This is a genomic window from Cobetia sp. 5-25-4-2, from assembly GCF_013374075.1.
In the GTDB taxonomy this organism is placed as follows: domain Bacteria; phylum Pseudomonadota; class Gammaproteobacteria; order Pseudomonadales; family Halomonadaceae; genus Cobetia; species Cobetia marina.
In genome coordinates this window covers 1-16,074 of record NZ_BLWK01000011.1, presented here as the reverse complement: position 1 = coordinate 16,074, position 16,074 = coordinate 1, and the positions used below count along the sequence as shown (strand labels likewise).

General features: G+C 61.9%; 16 protein-coding genes. 2 read left to right on the top strand and 14 right to left on the bottom strand.

Features of this window, described 5'->3' with window-relative positions; all coding sequences use genetic code 11:
• Positions 1-293: 293 nt before the first annotated feature.
• From HXS65_RS16685 to HXS65_RS17700, 14 genes are all read right to left on the bottom strand, one after another.
• Positions 294-878, bottom strand: a complete 585-nt coding sequence (locus HXS65_RS16685) for a HupE/UreJ family protein (protein ID WP_176494431.1) — start codon at positions 876-878, stop codon at positions 294-296.
• 104 nt (positions 879-982) lie between these two features.
• Positions 983-1,621 carry an urease accessory protein UreG gene (ureG, locus tag HXS65_RS16680; RefSeq protein ID WP_054556181.1) on the bottom strand — a complete coding sequence of 213 codons (639 nt, stop codon included), beginning with the start codon at positions 1,619-1,621 and terminating at the stop codon, positions 983-985.
• 81 nt (positions 1,622-1,702) lie between these two features.
• On the bottom strand, positions 1,703-2,404 hold the full coding sequence (locus HXS65_RS16675) for an urease accessory protein UreF (RefSeq protein ID WP_255304540.1): 702 nt from the start codon (positions 2,402-2,404) through the stop codon (positions 1,703-1,705).
• On the bottom strand, positions 2,394-2,987 hold the full coding sequence (gene ureE, locus HXS65_RS16670; RefSeq protein WP_176494430.1) for an urease accessory protein UreE: 594 nt from the start codon (positions 2,985-2,987) through the stop codon (positions 2,394-2,396). Before ureE ends, HXS65_RS16675 begins: the two co-directional genes overlap by 11 nt.
• A gap of 61 nt (positions 2,988-3,048) precedes the next feature.
• On the bottom strand, positions 3,049-4,752 hold the full coding sequence (ureC, locus tag HXS65_RS16665) for an urease subunit alpha (protein ID WP_176494429.1): 1,704 nt from the start codon (positions 4,750-4,752) through the stop codon (positions 3,049-3,051).
• A 116-nt stretch (positions 4,753-4,868) separates the two neighbouring features.
• Positions 4,869-5,198, bottom strand: a complete 330-nt coding sequence (locus HXS65_RS16660; RefSeq protein WP_054556303.1) for an urease subunit beta — start codon at positions 5,196-5,198, stop codon at positions 4,869-4,871.
• Positions 5,199-5,209: 11 nt separating this feature from the next.
• Positions 5,210-5,512: an urease subunit gamma gene (gene ureA / locus HXS65_RS16655; protein WP_024952521.1), complete on the bottom strand. Its 303-nt coding sequence runs from the start codon at positions 5,510-5,512 to the stop codon at positions 5,210-5,212.
• Between the two features lie 42 nt (positions 5,513-5,554).
• Complete coding sequence (locus tag HXS65_RS16650; protein ID WP_176494428.1) at positions 5,555-6,451, bottom strand: urease accessory protein UreD; 897 nt, start codon at positions 6,449-6,451, stop codon at positions 5,555-5,557.
• An 11-nt stretch (positions 6,452-6,462) separates the two neighbouring features.
• Positions 6,463-7,209 (bottom strand): urea ABC transporter ATP-binding subunit UrtE, encoded by a 747-nt coding sequence (gene urtE / locus HXS65_RS16645; RefSeq protein WP_176494489.1) that lies wholly within the window; start codon positions 7,207-7,209, stop codon positions 6,463-6,465.
• 77 nt (positions 7,210-7,286) lie between these two features.
• Positions 7,287-8,114 carry an urea ABC transporter ATP-binding protein UrtD gene (gene urtD, locus HXS65_RS16640; protein ID WP_088743952.1) on the bottom strand — a complete coding sequence of 276 codons (828 nt, stop codon included), beginning with the start codon at positions 8,112-8,114 and terminating at the stop codon, positions 7,287-7,289.
• On the bottom strand, positions 8,111-9,280 hold the full coding sequence (urtC, locus tag HXS65_RS16635) for an urea ABC transporter permease subunit UrtC (protein ID WP_176494427.1): 1,170 nt from the start codon (positions 9,278-9,280) through the stop codon (positions 8,111-8,113). The genes urtD and urtC overlap by 4 nt, the downstream gene beginning before the upstream one ends.
• A 3-nt stretch (positions 9,281-9,283) precedes the next feature.
• Positions 9,284-10,936 (bottom strand): urea ABC transporter permease subunit UrtB, encoded by a 1,653-nt coding sequence (gene urtB, locus HXS65_RS16630; RefSeq protein ID WP_375782219.1) that lies wholly within the window; start codon positions 10,934-10,936, stop codon positions 9,284-9,286.
• Positions 10,937-11,070: 134 nt separating this feature from the next.
• Entirely contained in the window at positions 11,071-12,345 is a 1,275-nt protein-coding gene (gene urtA, locus HXS65_RS16625; RefSeq protein WP_084208274.1) for an urea ABC transporter substrate-binding protein, read from the bottom strand.
• A gap of 372 nt (positions 12,346-12,717) precedes the next feature.
• Positions 12,718-13,149, bottom strand: coding sequence for a helix-turn-helix domain-containing protein (locus HXS65_RS17700; RefSeq protein WP_176494426.1), 432 nt, complete (start codon positions 13,147-13,149; stop codon positions 12,718-12,720).
• Between the two features lie 609 nt (positions 13,150-13,758).
• On the opposite strand from HXS65_RS17700, the gene HXS65_RS16615 reads away from it, so the two are divergent.
• Together HXS65_RS16615 and HXS65_RS16610 are read left to right on the top strand one after the other, a co-directional pair.
• Positions 13,759-14,895, top strand: a complete 1,137-nt coding sequence (locus tag HXS65_RS16615) for an Ig-like domain-containing protein (RefSeq protein WP_176494425.1) — start codon at positions 13,759-13,761, stop codon at positions 14,893-14,895.
• On the top strand, positions 14,841-16,074 hold a 1,234-nt coding region (locus HXS65_RS16610), incomplete at its 3' end, for an Ig-like domain-containing protein (protein ID WP_255304539.1). The genes HXS65_RS16615 and HXS65_RS16610, both read left to right, overlap by 55 nt.

The window sequence follows — 16,074 nt, the reverse complement described above, 5'->3', positions numbered from 1 at the left end:
CTTGTCGTCATGAGTCAATGATTGCGTGGCAAGCCGATAGATGCGCCATCATCCATTGGCCCACAAATGATACGTTATAACATTTCTAGATGGCAATCTTTCGAGCAAGGCAAGCATCAGGGTCGAGAAGCCTTCATCTACAGAACTCTCGACTTTCCCCTGGTACTGATGCCCTCTCTACAAGAACGCCCCGCTGACAGGCAGCGAGGCGCAATATGAACAGACACACTTGAGGGAGAGTCACACGGTCAGGCATGTGATCCGCGTGGTTTCGATGAAGCCGATGTCATTGCCTAGACCGCCATCATGACAGCGGACGCCATCACGGTTCCTCCGATCAGGCGTGAAGCAATGGTCGGGAAGCTGACGAGCCGCTTGCCCATTTCTCGACCAACCATCGCCAGTACCACTGTGGCGACCGCAAAACCTGCCATATAGAGCGTAACGCTACCTGACGCTGGCATCTCCATGGCGTGGGCGAAACCATGAAACGTCATGAAGCCGGCCACCATGACAGCCCCCGCCAGCGTGGGGAGGCGCATCAGCAATGCCACCAGAGCACCGGACACCAGCACCGAGAGCAGGATGCCCTGTTCCGCGATCAGCGCATGCAGCGCCTGTCCACCGCTGAGAAGCGCAATGCCCGCTCCCGCCAGCATGCCGATGACCATCAGCAGCGGCGTGCCAAGCCTCAAGGCCCGTGACTGGCGTGCACTCCAGATGCCGATGGCCAGCATGGCCAGCAGGTGATCCAGCCCGGTGAAGGGATGCGTCAGGCCGGCCATCAGTCCGTGGGCATCATGGCCGGGGTGTGCGGAGGCCGAGGTCGCCACCAGCAGCAGTGAGGTGGCCAGCAGTGCGGAGTGAGAACGCTTCATGTGTCATTCCTGAACAAGATGATGATGAATTCACCCGATATCCGTCATGTGTCGACTACCGGGAGACAATGGATTCCTGGCAAGCGGCAGAAACCGCTGCGCCGTCAGGCCTGTGCGGCCAGCTTTTCCGGGCGGCGCTCCGGCAGCATGCCGCGATCCAGAATGAAGGCGATGATCTCTTCCAGGCCGACGCCGTCATACAGGTTGGCGAACACGAAGGGCCGCTCGCCACGCATCTTGCGCGAGTCGCGGTCCATCACCTCAAGCGAGGCATGCACCTGCTCGGCGATGTCGATCTTGTTGATGATCAGAAGGTCGGACTTGGTGATGCCCGGCCCGCCCTTGCGCGGAATCTTGTCGCCTGCCGAGACGTCGATCACATAGAGCGTGAGATCGGAAAGTTCGGGGCTGAAGGTCGCGGACAGGTTGTCACCGCCGGATTCCACCAGCACCAGCTCCATGTTCGGATGACGCGCCTGGAGATCATCGATGGCCGCCAGATTCATCGAGGCGTCTTCGCGGATCGCGGTATGCGGGCAGCCGCCGGTCTCGACGCCGAGAATGCGGTCCGCCTCCAGTGCTTCATGACGCAGCAGGAAATCGGCATCTTCGCGGGTGTAGATGTCATTGGTGACCACCCCGATGTCGTAGTGATCGCGCAGGGCCAGACACAGCTGACGCAACAGCGCCGTCTTGCCGGAGCCTACCGGCCCACCCACTCCTACGCGTAGACAATGCTTCATGACAGCTTCCTTTCTCGTGAGATATCAGGCGTTCGTGTCGGTCGGTTCAGGCGCCGCCGCCTCAGGACAGGCGGCGTTCGCTCAACTCCTGAACAGACGGGAATATTGGGTTTCGTGCTGGGCGGAGGCGAGTGCCAGCCCCGGCAGTATCGGGCCAAGCGCTGCATCCGGGCGCTCAAGCGCCTGTGCGACGACCTCCACCACGCGGAGGCGCAGTTGCTCGGTCAGGCGCTGCGCGGCGGTATGCCCCAGCGGCATGGCCTTGCAGGCCACCGCCAGCTGGTTTTCCAGCCAGGCCCAGGCAAAGCCGATCAAGGTCTGGCGCAGTGGCACCCCACGCTGATGCGCCACCCAGGCGAACACCGTGACGTAGCCCGGTGTCTCGGGCATCAGCGCCGCTGGCGGTTCAAGCGCGAGGCTTCTGAGCAGACGCAGCAGCGCCGCCCCGAGACGCGCGTCCTCATCGCTGAGTTCGGCGGTTTCGCGTGTCGCCTTGAGCCAGCCATCCCACTCATTGAGCGCCGCCACATCCTCCACGGCCCATGCCTGCTGCAGGCGCACCAGCAACGGCAGTTCGCAACGGCCGAGCCCGTCTTCCAGCACGCCGTCGATCCACTCGCCAAGCTCCTGCTCCTGAGTGACCCACCCCAGTTCGAAGGCACTTTCCAGCCCCTGGGACCAGGCAAAGGCACCGATGGGCAAGGCCGGACTCACCAGCTGCAGGAGCCCCAGCAGTGCCAGGTCCTCCTGAGCCGGCAGGCCCGCCATGGCATCAATGCTCATGCGTGTGCTCATGGGCGTGGCTGTGAGAATGACCGTGGCTGTGCTCATGCCCGTGCGAATGACCATGATCGTGAGAATGAGCCCCCTGTCCCGCCTGGGCATAGGCGCCCGGCTCAGGATCAAAGGGCGCCTCGTGATGAGTGAGGGTCGCGCCAAGGCGCTCGGCCAGCGCTTCCAGCACGTGGTCCGGCGGGAAGCGCACCCAGCCGGTCTGAATCGCGGCTCCGGTCTCGGCTTCCTGCATGCCGATCGCCAGCTGCACATGGCGATTGCCCAGGTGATAGCAGAGCGCCGCCATCGGACGCCCGGCGGCGATGTGGGCAGTCACTACCGGCTCATCCGCGGCGCGGATGCGGATCACCTCGCCCTCGCGCGAGGCCAGCCGATCGCCGTCACGCAGCACCGGTCCGCGATCCAGAAACAGGCCGACCTCGCGCCCGCCGTCCGTGGTGGCACGCAGCCGCCCACGGATGCGCAGCTCCAGCGGCAGAGTCAAGGTATCCAGAGGCTCCGCCTCGGTGTGAGCGCTCGCTGGGTCGCCTGATCCACTGGCGTCTGGCAGGCGATGTATCAGTTCCATCATGGCGTCAATCTCGAATAGGGAATCAGAACAGGCACTTGAAACAGGCCCTCAGAACAGGTCTTCAGAACAGGTGATAGCGCTGGGCCAGGGGCAGCTCGGTGGCAGGCTCACAGGTCAGAAGTTCACCGTCGGCGAAGACTTCGTAGGTCTCGGGGTCGACCTTGAGCTCCGGGCAGGCATCGTTGAGCTTCATGTCACGCTTGCGCACCTGGCGTACGTCGCGACAGGCGGACAACGGGCTGTCGAGTCCGAGGGCCTCGCCGACACCGGCCTTGAGTGCCGCCTGAGAGACGAAGGTCAGGCGCGTGGCGCTGGCCGCCTTGCCGAAGGCGCCGAACATCGGGCGGTAATGCACTGGCTGCGGCGTGGGAATCGAGGCATTCGGGTCGCCCATCGGCGCGGCGGCAATCATGCCGCCCTTGAGAATGCAGGCCGGTTTGACGCCGAAGAACGCCGGTGACCACAGCACCAGATCCGCCAGCTTGCCGACCTCGATGGAGCCGACCTCATGGGCGATACCGTGGGTGATGGCCGAGTTGATGGTGTACTTGGCGATATAACGGCGGGCACGGAAGTTGTCGGTGCCACGCTCGGCATCCTCCGCCAGCAGGCCGCGCTGCTCGCGCATCTTGTGCGCGGTCTGCCAGGTGCGGCAGATCACCTCGCCCACACGGCCCATCGCCTGGGAATCCGAGGACATCATCGAGATGACACCCAGGTCATGCAGGATGTCCTCGGCGGCGATGGTCTCGCGGCGAATGCGCGAATCGGCGAAGGCCACATCCTCGGGAATGCTCGGGTCCAGGTGGTGGCAGACCATCAGCATGTCGAGATGCTCATCCACCGTGTTGACGGTGTAGGGACGCGTCGGGTTGGTGGAGGACGGCAGCACGTTGGGCCGCGAACAGGCGGTGATGATGTCCGGCGCATGGCCGCCCCCGGCGCCTTCGGTGTGGAAGGTGTGGATGCAACGGTCCTTGAAGGCCGCCAGCGTATCCTCGACGAAGCCTGATTCATTCAGGGTGTCGGTATGGATCGCCACCTGCACGTCGTAGGCATCGGCGACGGTCAGACAGTTGTCGATGGAGGCCGGCGACGTGCCCCAGTCTTCATGCAGCTTGAGGCCGATCACGCCGGCCTCGATCTGCTGCTCCAGCCCCTCGGGCAACGAGGCATTGCCCTTGCCGAGCAAGCCGATGTTCATCGGCAGGCTGTCCACCGCCTGCAGCATCTTGCCGATATGCCAGGGCCCCGGCGTACAGGTGGTGGCATTGGTGCCGGTGGCAGGCCCTGTCCCACCGCCCAGCATGGTGGTGATGCCGCTCATCAGCGCCTCTTCCACCTGCTGGGGGCAGATGAAGTGGATATGCGGGTCGACACCGCCGGCAGTCAGGATCTTGCCCTCGCCGGCGATGATCTCGGTGCCCGGGCCGATCACGATATCCACGTCAGGCTGGGTGTCGGGATTGCCGGCCTTGCCGATGGCCGCGATGCGCCCAGCCTTGAGACCGACATCCGCCTTGACGATGCCCCACCAGTCCAGAATCAGCGCATTGGTGATCACGGTATCCATCACGCTTTCATCAGCGCGCTGACTCTGGCCCATGCCATCGCGAATCACCTTGCCACCGCCGAACTTCACTTCTTCCCCGTAATGGGTGAAATCCTTCTCCACCTCGATCCACAGTGCCGTGTCGCCCAGACGTACGCGGTCACCAGTGGTCGGGCCGTACATGTCGGCATAGGCCTGTCGCGTTATCTTCATGGGTTGCCTCTTGATCCCGGAGTCTCTATCTCTGAGCTGCAGTTGCTGAGCGAGCTCCGAGCTGAATGCCTGTCAGTGCCATTGCCTGACACATTGAGCTAAAGGGCGTCGCTCGCTCAGCGCTCGACACTGCCGTCATCCTTGAGCTGTCCCATCACCTCGCCACGGAAGCCATAGATATGGCGACTGCCGGCGAAGGGGATCAGCGTGACGTCACGCGTCTGCCCGGGCTCGAAGCGAATCGCCGTGCCCGCGGCGATGTCCAGGCGCTGCCCGAGAGCGGCCTCGCGATCGAACACCAACGCCGGATTGGCCTCGGCAAAGTGATAGTGCGAGCCGATCTGGATCGGTCGGTCACCGCGATTGCCGACCGAGAGCGTGGTGCGCAGGCGGTCCTCGCAGAGAGAGATCTCGCCGTCCGCCACCTGATATTCACCGGGAATCATCATTGCTCACCTCACACGATGGGGTTGTGAACGGTCACCAGCTTGGTGCCATCCGGGAAGGTCGCCTCGACCTGCACCTCGGGAATCATCTCGGCGATGCCTTCCATCACGTCATCACGGGTCAGCACCTCTGCCCCGCGTCCCATCAGCTCAGCCACGCTCAATCCTTCGCGTGCGCCTTCCAGAATCTCGGCGCTGATCAACGCGATGGATTCCGGATAGTTGAGCTTGAGGCCCTTGGCCTTGCGGCGCTCGGCCAGCAGTGCTGCGGTAAACAGCAACAGCTTGTCCTTGTCTCTTGGCGTCAGTTCCATGTCGTGGCTCTTGTGGTCGTCATTGCGTGGGGGCTCTCGAGGTCAGGTCAGCCAGATTCGCGGCACCTGTGCCTCGCGCCCGGTCATCAAGGGGCGCAGGATCTGCCATGCCTGCTGGCACAGTGCCCAGGCCTCGTTGCGTTCATGGCCGAGATAGCGCAGCAGTAGCACGCCCTCGCGGCGTGTCACCGCCCATCGTGGAGAGGCAGGCATCGCCTCGCGCAGGGCCTCGATGGCCTCCGGCTCATCTGCAAGCCCGACCGCCCACAGCGTGGCCTGGACACTGCAGCCACCCTGCCCCCAGCGCCCCATGAAGCGCGGATGCAGCGGGTCCAGCGACTGGCGCTCGATCCACACTGGCTTACCGTCACGCGTCAGGCGGAAGCGTTGTTCCAGATGGCCGCTGACAAAGGGCAGCTCACCGACGGGCCGGCCGAGTGCCAGCACTTCCCAGCCCAGACAGCGAGCATTGCCCTCAAGCTCGAGAGTGGTGGTCTGCTCGCCGCGCGAGCCATTGAAGGCCAGCGTTTCCTGAGGCAGCCATTCCAGAATGGCGCCGTTGGCGACCTTGAGATGGGTATGCTGGCCCCAGGCCACGCCATTGCGATCCGCCTTGTAGAGCTTGGCGGCCGCAGGCGTGGTCAACAGCACCTGCGCACCTTCCTCGACCTCTGCCGAGATATGCAGCGCATCACCACTGACCAGCCCACCGGGGGGATGCAGCAGATAGACATGGCAGCATCCGTGGCGGCCTTCCGGATAGAACGGCCGCTGCACGCGCAGCGGGCCGTGATGACGCCGACGCGTCAGGCGCGTGATGGGGCCTGCGCCATCGCGGGTGTCGGTCTCGAAGCGCAGCGCCAGCGAGGCCTGCCACTGACGCTGATCATCGAAGCGATGGCCGGACGCGACATCCGTCGCGCCGTCTGCGGAAATCATGCGCTGGATCGTCATACGGTCAGGTGCTGCTTGATCAATTCATCGGACAGCGCCGCGATCTCGCCTTCGGCCACCCGCCGGCCGCGATCCATGATCACGAAGCGATCGGCGTACTTGCGCGCGAAGGGCAGCTTCTGCTCGACCAGCAGCACCGTCAGGCCGTCTTCCTTGATAAGCCGGCGGATGACCTCGCCTATCTGGGCGACGATATTGGGCTGGATGCCTTCGCCGGGCTCATCGAGGATCAGCAGCCGCGGCTCGATCACCAGCGCGCGGCCGATGGCGAGCTGTTGCTGCTGGCCGCCGGACAGGTCGCCCCCGCGCCGGTGACGCATCTCCTTGAGCACGGGAAACAGCTCATAGATGCGCTCGGGAATCTGACGCAGCCCATCACGACGTACGGCCAGCCCGGTGCGCAGGTTCTCTTCCACCGTCATCATCGGGAAGATCTGACGCCCCTGGGGGACATAGCCGACGCCCAGGCGGGCGCGCTCCTCGAGCTTGCGGCGTGTCAGATCAAGCGGCTCGAGGCCACTGGCATCGCCACTGCTGCTCTCACCACTACCGCCCTCGGCGCGATACAGAAGCTTGCCGTCGCGGACGCTCTCCTCACCCATGATGCATTTCATCAAGGTGGTCTTGCCGACGCCGTTGCGGCCCATTACGCAGGTGCATTGGCCGGCGGGAATCTCCAGCGTGAGATCCCACAGCGTATGACTCTCGCCGTAGAACTGATTGAGCGACTCGATGCTCAACAGCGGCGCCACGTCATTCGTCGCCGGGTCATGGGTCGGCGATGCGTGGGGCATCGGGGTATCGGTCATCTGCGCTTGCGTCATCCGTCACTCTCTCCCAGGTAGACCTCGACGACCTTGGGGTCGCTCGATACCGCATCCATGCTGCCTTCCGCCAGTACCGAGCCCTGATGCAGCACCGTGACCTTGCGCGCGATGGAGCGCACGAAGCCCATGTCGTGCTCGACCACCACCACCGACTGGCGTCCCGCCAGGCTGGTCAGCAGCTCCGCGGTGCGTTCCATCTCCTGCTCGGTCATGCCGGCCACCGGCTCATCGACCAGCAGCAGACGCGGTTTCTGCATCAACAGCATGCCGATCTCCAGCCACTGCTTCTGGCCGTGGGACAGGATGCCCGCCTCGCGCGCATGCCATTCCTTGAGATGAATCGTCTGCAGCACTTCCTCGATCCGATCCCGAGTCTCGCCGGTCATGCGCGCGGTCAGGGTCGGGAAGATGCGCTTGTCGGTGGCCATCGCGAGTTCGAGATTCTCGAACACGCTGAGCGCCTCGAAGACGGTGGGCTTCTGGAACTTGCGACCGATGCCCAGGGTGGCGATCTCGGGCTCACTCATGTGCAGCAGATCGTGGCGGCTGCCGAACCACACCGAGCCACTGTCGGGGCGCGTCTTGCCGGTGATGATGTCCATCATCGTGGTCTTGCCGGCGCCGTTGGGGCCGATGATGCAGCGCAGCTCACCATCGTCGATGGTCAGGTTGAGGTCGTTGATCGCCTTGAAGCCATCGAAGCTGACACTGACATCCTCCAGATAGAGGATCGGCCCGTGGGTCACATCCACCGGCGAGACACGTGGGGTCAGGAAGTCGAACACGCGATCCCGCGTGGCCATCTCTTTCAACAGGCTCATGCCGTGGCCTCCTGCTCGGTGGGACGAGTCGCGTTCGTCGGATCAATCTTCGCCTTGGACGACGAGCGCCTGCCCCAGCCACGCTGGGCGAACAGGCCGGCGATGCCCTTGGGCAACAGCACGGTGACCAGCACGAACAGACCGCCGAGAGCGAACAGCCAGGCGTCCGGCATGATGCCGGTGAACACCGTCTTGGCGTAATTGACGATCAGCGCGCCCAGCACGGCGCCGTAGAGCGTCGCGCGGCCGCCGAGCGCCACCCACACCACCACCTCGATGGAGAACAGCGGCGAGAACTCGCCGGGATTGATGATGCCGACCTGCGGCACGTACAGCGCCCCCGCGACCCCGGCCAGCATCGCCGAGACCACGAAGATGAACAGCTGCACACGTTCGACGCGATAGCCCAGAAAGCGCGTGCGCGCCTCGGCGTCGCGACAGGCGATGCTCAAACGCCCGAGCTTGGAGCCGACGATGCCACGACACAGCAGATAGCCGAGCCCCAGCGCCACACCACTGGCGATGAACAGCGCGACGCGCATGGCATCCGTGCGCAGATCGAAGCCCAGCATGTCCTTGAAGTCAGTCAGGCCGTTGTTGCCGCCAAAGCCCATCTCGTTGCGGAAGAACGCCAGCATCAAGGCGAAGGTCAGCGCCTGGGTAATGATGGAGAGATAGACACCGGTGACGCGGGAGCGGAAGGCGAGGAAGCCGAACACCAGCGCCAGCAGCCCCGGCGCCAGCAGCACCATCAGGAAGGCGAAGGCCGGCATGTCGAAGCCCTGCCAGAACCACGGCAGCTCCTGCCAGTTGAGGAAGACCATGAAGTCCGGCAGCTCCGGATTGCCATACACGCCGCGGTCGCCCACCTGGCGCATCAGGTACATGCCCATGGCGTAACCGCCCAGCGCGAAGAAGGCCCCGTGGCCCAGGCTGAGGATGCCCAGGTAGCCCCAGACGAGATCCACCGCCACCGCCAGCAGCGCATAGCACAGGTACTTGCCCAGCAAGGTGACGGTGAAGGTGCTGACATGCAACGGGTTACTCTCGGGCAGCAGCAAATGCAGCAGCGTGACCGCGAGTACCGACAGTGTCAGGACTGCCAGGAATATCTGGGTGGAGCGCTCCGTGAAGGGGCGCGCCAGCCAGGAACGTGAATCAGGCATGGATCAACCCTCCGCGGCGCGGCCCTTCTGCGGGAAGAGTCCCCGCGGGCGCTTTTGAATGAACAGGATGATGAACACCAGCACCACGATCTTGGCGAGGACCGCACCCGCCCAGGGCTCGAGGAACTGATTGAGCAGTCCCAGCGACATGCCGGCCACCAGCGTGCCCCACAAATTGCCGACCCCGCCGAACACCACCACCATGAAGGAGTCGATGATGTAGTTCTGGCCCAGGTTCGGCCCGACGTTGGTGATCTGCGAGAGCGCGACTCCGGCCAGGCCGGCAACGCCGGAGCCGAGTGCGAAGGTCATGATGTCGACACGCGTCGCCTTGATGCCCATCGAGCGTGCCATGGCGCGATTCTGGGTCACCGCCCGCACCTCGAGTCCGAGACGGGTGCGGCGCATGATCAGCATCAGGCCGGCGAACACGAACAGCGCGAAGCCGATGATGTAGAGGCGATTGAGCGTCAATGACAGCGCCTCGTTGATCATCAGCGAGCCGCTCATCCACTCCGGCGTGACCACGATGCGATTCAGGGGCGAGATGGTGGTACGCACCAGCTGCTGCAGGATCAGGCTGATGCCGAAGGTGGCCAGCAAGGTCTCCAGCGGACGCCCCTTGAGGTGCTGGATGACGCTGCGCTCGATGATGACGCCCACCGCCGCCGCGACCAGAAAGCCTGCGGGAATGGAAAGCAGCAGTGCCAGTCCCGGCTGCCCGGGCAGCAGCTGCTGCATGCCCCAGGTGGTGTAGGCGCCCAGCATGATCAGTTCGCCATGCGCCATGTTGATCACGCCCATGACACCGAAGGTGATGGCAAGCCCGATGGCAGCCAGCACCAGTACCGAGCCCAGCGAGAGGCCGAAGTAGAGCGTCTCGAGCCCGCTGTTGAGCTTGAGCTTCTGCTCGATACCGGCCAGTGCTACCCGGGCGGCCTTGGCCAGCTGCGGGTCATCACTGGCCGCGGCACCATTGATGGCGGCGATCGCGGCGGCATTCAGGCTGCCGGATAGCGTCTCCAGCGCCGCAGGGTCGCCATTGGCTTCCAGCTGCTGGATGGCGAGCGCCTCCGCCAGGGTGGCGCGGATATCAGCATCGGCTTCCTGCTCGATCAGGCTTGGCAGCCGCTCGGCCATGGTCTCATCGACACTGCCGCGCAGGCCGCGCGCCGCCGCGAGCCGGACCTCGGCCTCCGGGGACAACAGGTCGATCATCGACAGCACGCCATCGATGTGGCCGCGCAGCGAGTTGTTGCTGCGCAGTGTCTCGAGCTCACGCCGCGAGACCTTGCCGGCGGAGTCGCCGGACAGGGCGTCGGAAACGGCCCATTCGCGGCCGCGATTGTTGTCGATGATCAGGAAGCGCTCGCCGCTCTTGAGGCGAGCCAGCTTGCTTGAGGAGAAGGCTTCCAGCCAGCCACGCGCGCGCTCATCGCCGCTCACGGCGATCTCATCGATCACGGCCGGCTTGGCGGGGTTGCGCGCCTCGGCAAGTCGGGTCAGCAAGGTCTGGGCAGCGCTGTCAGACAGACGCGCTGACTGCCCAGTCGCGGATTCGGACTGGGCAGCGGCAAACAGGGGGAATGACAGAAGACAGATCAGCAGCATCCTCTGCCAGCACCAGCGGAACATCGTTGAAACGGAGATAGACATCAAGAAGGCCATCCATGGTGAACGCGCGAAGGCGTCATCAGTCTCCGAGGGCGTCGCGACCTCGGAGCCGACACTCAGTGAGGCGGCACGCAGGTTCACATGCGCGCCGCCTCACTCTCAGAACGTGCTACGCATCATTGCGTGGCGACGTTCTGTTGAGCCCCACAGGAATGGGTCACGACGTTGTAGTTGCCGCACTCCATCGGTTTGCGCCAGTCACTGATCAGGTCCTTGGAACCTTCCAGATAGTCCGACCAGGCATCGCCTGCCACGGTGGAGGGGGTCTGCCAGACGACGGAGAACTGACCGTTGTCCTGGATCTCGCCGATCAGCACCGGTTTGGTGATGTGATGGTTGGGCATCATGGTGGCGTAGCCGCCGGTCAGGTTGGGGACGGATACGCCGATGATGGCGTCCTTGACCGCATCAACCTCGACACTGCCCGCCTTGCGAGCGGCTTCCATCCACATGTTGAAGCCGATGTAGTGGGCTTCCATCGGGTCATTGGTGACGGCATCTTCCTTGCCGGTGTAGGCGATCCACTCATCGATGAAGTCGTAGTTGGTATCGCTGTCCACGCTCATGAAGTAGTTCCAGGCCGCGAGATGCCCGACCAGCGGCGCGGTATCGATGCCCGAGAGCTCCTGCTCGCCCACCGAGAAGGCCACCACCGGAATGTCCTCGGCATCGATGCCCTGGTTGGCCAGCTCACGATAGAACGGCACGTTGGCATCGCCGTTGATGGTGGACACCACGGCCGTCTTCTTGCCCGCGCTGCCGAAGGACTTGATGTCCGAGACGATGGACTGCCAGTTGGAATGACCGAAGGGCGTGTAATTGACCATCACATCCTCGTCGGCCACACCGTGAGACTTGAGGTAGGCGGCCAGGATCTTGTTGGTGGTACGCGGATAGACATAGTCCGTGCCTGCCAGCACCCAGCGCTCCACGCCCACATCGTTCATCAGATAATCCACTGCCGGAATCGCCTGCTGATTGGGCGCCGCCCCGGTATAGAAGACATTCTCCGAGGACTCCTCGCCCTCATACTGCACCGGATAGAACAACAGGCCGTTGAGCTCCTCGACCACCGGCAGCACCGACTTGCGCGAGACGGACGTCCAGTTGCCGAAGATCACGTCGACCTTGTCCTGCGCCAGCAGTTCACGTGCCTTCTCGGCGAACAGTGGCCAGTTGGAGGCCGGATCGACCACGACGGGCTCCAGCTTGCGCCCCAGCAGCCCGCCCTTCTCGTTCTGTTTCTCGATCAGCATCAACATGGTGTCTTTCAGTGTCGATTCACTGATCGCCATGGTGCCGGACAGTGAATGCAGGATGCCGACCTTGATCGGCCCCTCTTCCGCCTGAGCGACATTGGCCAGTGAGAAACCGACACAGGCGGACAGCATTGCGGCAGCGATTTTCTTGTTCACGACATTCCCTCGTGTCTTGTTGTACTTGTTATCCCGACTGAGGTAGTGCAATTGATGTGCCAGTCATAAGCAGGGGCGAACTGATGGAGGGAAACAGGGTGTCAGGAATCGGGCGCGCAAAGAGCGCACCAGTGCAGTGCATAATCATGAGGCACGCCAAGCACACCGCACCAAAATAGGCCGATCCACGACAATGCAGAGTCAACAAGGAATACCAAAGCCACTCGAGGCGAGTGAATGACCATTTTCTAGAATGGTTATGCAAGAAGGTCACTAGAGGGAACAGGAGGTGTAACAGGCTTCTCAGACAGTGGCAGCATGCCCGAGAAGACCATGATCTTCTCGGACTCATCCCTCAGGATGACTACCCTGAAACGTTTCTGAAGGAGGTGGCAAGCGCTGATGGATTTCCTTTCGGTATTTTCGCAATGTCACCAGGCTGATGGATTTACCATGCTCAACCTCGAAGTAGAACTGCACCTTGCAGAGATCTCCTGAGTATCTCTCAAGCAGATGCTTTATCGCAGCTCTATCTACTGCAGAGAATTTTGGAGGACGACCAGGTCTGGGCCTGTCCTCCAACATCGCCCACCGAGTCACTTTCCACCTATCAATCCAATTGACAATCGATTCTTTTGTCACCCCCAATCGAATTGCCACCACCTTGGCACTGATGCCCTCATCCACAAGTAGAAGTGCCGTGGCTCTCAATGCCTTCTGCTTACCTCTATGGGTATTCCTGAACGCCTCAAGACAAGTTCTTTCATACTGACTCAGCATTGATGAAATTCCCCTTTCAGCATAATACTCATGCCATTTACCACCTATCACCATATGGCAGAACAGTATCTATTTTTGGATTCTACTAACCCATAAACCTCTGTCTTTCCTCTTCACTGTGTCGCCACCTCGGCGGAACAGTTGGACATGGATAATACCCACCAGGCACCAGCCACAGGCTATACAAGGTGTAAATATCTGTAAAACGTTTTATTATCGTTTAACTATAGAGCAGAAAGATTAATCTTCAAGTACTACGCATCTCATGCTTTTGGCCAAAAATCATCACCAGCCAATTCATCAAAAATCGAATGAATGAAACACAAAATACAAAATCAGTTACTAAAAAGATACGTTATGGAAAACACATACACATCATCGCGACATTTTGCGGCACGAGATTCTCAACATTACAAACACGAGGCAATAGATAAATAAAACCTACTACTCATTAAACGGTAGATAAACAATCGCTTCTGAACAAATGATCCTCACCCTATCGCTTTGTGCAATAACTGCGATAACCCTCAGTAGATTTGACGCAGATCAATATTTAAGATCACCCCTAACAAAGGAATCAAAAAGAAAAACTGCAAGGGAGAATCATCTATGCCGGTCAATGCCAAGGTCGCAGGACACAGCGGTCTGTCCTTACAGGACACTGTTCTTCGTCAAGTGCGTGAAGTCAGACTCAACGAAGCATCCGATGTGTCATTGGATATATCACCCGACGAAATCGCAGGTCTGTCTCGCTCGGGTGATGACCTTGTCCTGACACTGCAGAATGGTGAAGTCATTACCCTGGACGGCTTCTATATCGATCCACAGGAAGAAAGCCACCTGTATCTTCAGGGTGATGACTTCGCTGGCGATATCTACCGCATCGACATGGCCGGCACGTCTCCCGGCAATATCCCCTACGAAGCCATACCAGTAGAAAATACGATTGAGTCCGCTTTTCTGGCCACAACATTGGGCGCATCAGGAACGACTCTGGCGGCACTCGGCGTGATAGGTGCTACGGGCCTGATGATCGGTGGCACCAATTCAGGTGGTGGTAGCCAGGATGATGATACGCCCAGCCCGTCCAATGCCCCGGACGCTCCCGAGATTGTGTCAATCGTGGATGACGTGGACCCTGTCACAGGCGAGCTGGCTTCTGGCGACAGCACCGATGACACGACTCCGACCCTGACAGGTACTGCCGAAGCCGGTAGCTCAGTCGCCATCTACGACGGCGAGACCTTGCTCGACACCGTCACCGCGGATGCCGACGGCAACTGGAGCGTAACGCTCAGCGACCCGCTGGCCGAAGGCGATCACAGCCTCACCGCGGTGGCGACCGATGCCGCCGGCAATGAGAGTGATCCGTCAGAGGTCATTGAACTGGCCGTCGATACCACCGCCCCCGAAGCTCCGGTACTCGAAGAGACCGACGGCGAGACGCTGACCGGTACCGGCGAGCCGGGCTCCACCATTACCGTCACCAATGGGGACGGCGATGTGCTTGGTGAAACGACCGTCGATGCCAACGGAGACTTCAGCCTCGAGCTGACGCCAGAACAGGAAGACGGCACCGAGCTGACAGCAACTGCCACCGATGATGCCGGTAATGAAAGCGACGCTTCTGCCATTGTCACCGTGCCGACCNCAGCGACCCGCTGGCCGAAGGCGATCACAGCCTCACCGCGGTGGCGACCGATGCCGCCGGCAATGAGAGTGATCCGTCAGAGGTCATTGAACTGACCGTCGATACCACCGCCCCCGAAGCTCCGGTACTCGAAGAGACCGACGGCGAGACGCTGACCGGTACCGGCGAGCCAGGCGCGACCATTACCGTCACCAATGGGGACGGCGATGTGCTTGGTGAAACGACCGTCGATGCCAACGGAGACTTCAGCCTCGAGCTGACGCCAGAACAGGAAGACGGCACCGAGCTGACAGCAACTGCCACCGATGATGCCGGCAATGAAAGCGACACCTCTGCCATTGTCACGGTGCCGACCGCCGGTGACATCACGGCTCCTGCCGCGCCTGTCATTACTTCTGTTGACGACAATGTGGGCAGCGTCACAGGCGAGCTGGCTTCTGGCGACAGCACCGATGACACGACTCCGACCCTGACAGGTACTGCCGAAGCCGGTAGCTCAGTCGCCATCTACGACGGCGAGACCCTGCTCGACACCGTCACCGCGGATGCCGACGGCAACTGGAGCGTAACGCTCAGCGACCCGCTGGCCGAAGGCGATCACAGCCTCACCGCGGTGGCGACCGATGCCGCCGGCAATGAGAGTGATCCGTCAGAGGTCATTGAACTGACCGTCGATACCACCGCCCCCGAAGCTCCGGTACTCGAAGAGACCGACGGCACCACCCTCTCCGGCACCGGTGAGCCCGGCGCGACCATCAGCATCACCGATGGCAATGGTGACGAGGTGGCGACAACCGAAGTGGGTGATGACGGAAACTTCGAAATCACCCTCGACCCGATGCCGGAAGACGGTACCGAGCTGACCGCCACCGCGACCGATCCAGCCGGCAACACCAGTGCGCCGTCCAACCCCGTCACCGTCGATAGCAATACCGACACCACCCCGCCGACGGAAGGCGACAACAGCATCGCCTTCGGCGATGGTGGCGATGGCTTCCTGAATGCCGACGAGATCGGCAACGTGACGCTGACCGGCACCCTCGAAGACGGCTTGGACAGCGGCAACGTTCAGCTGGTCATCACCGACGGCGAAGGTGGCTCCGTCACCGTCGATCCCGCCGACATCACGGTCGATGGCACCACCCTGACTGTCGCTGGCCAGAATCTCTCCGACCTGGCCGAGGGCGAACTGACCGCGACGTTGACCGTCACTGACGACGCCGGTAATGCGGCCGAGTTCACGGATGCCGCGACCAAGGACACCGTCACCGACA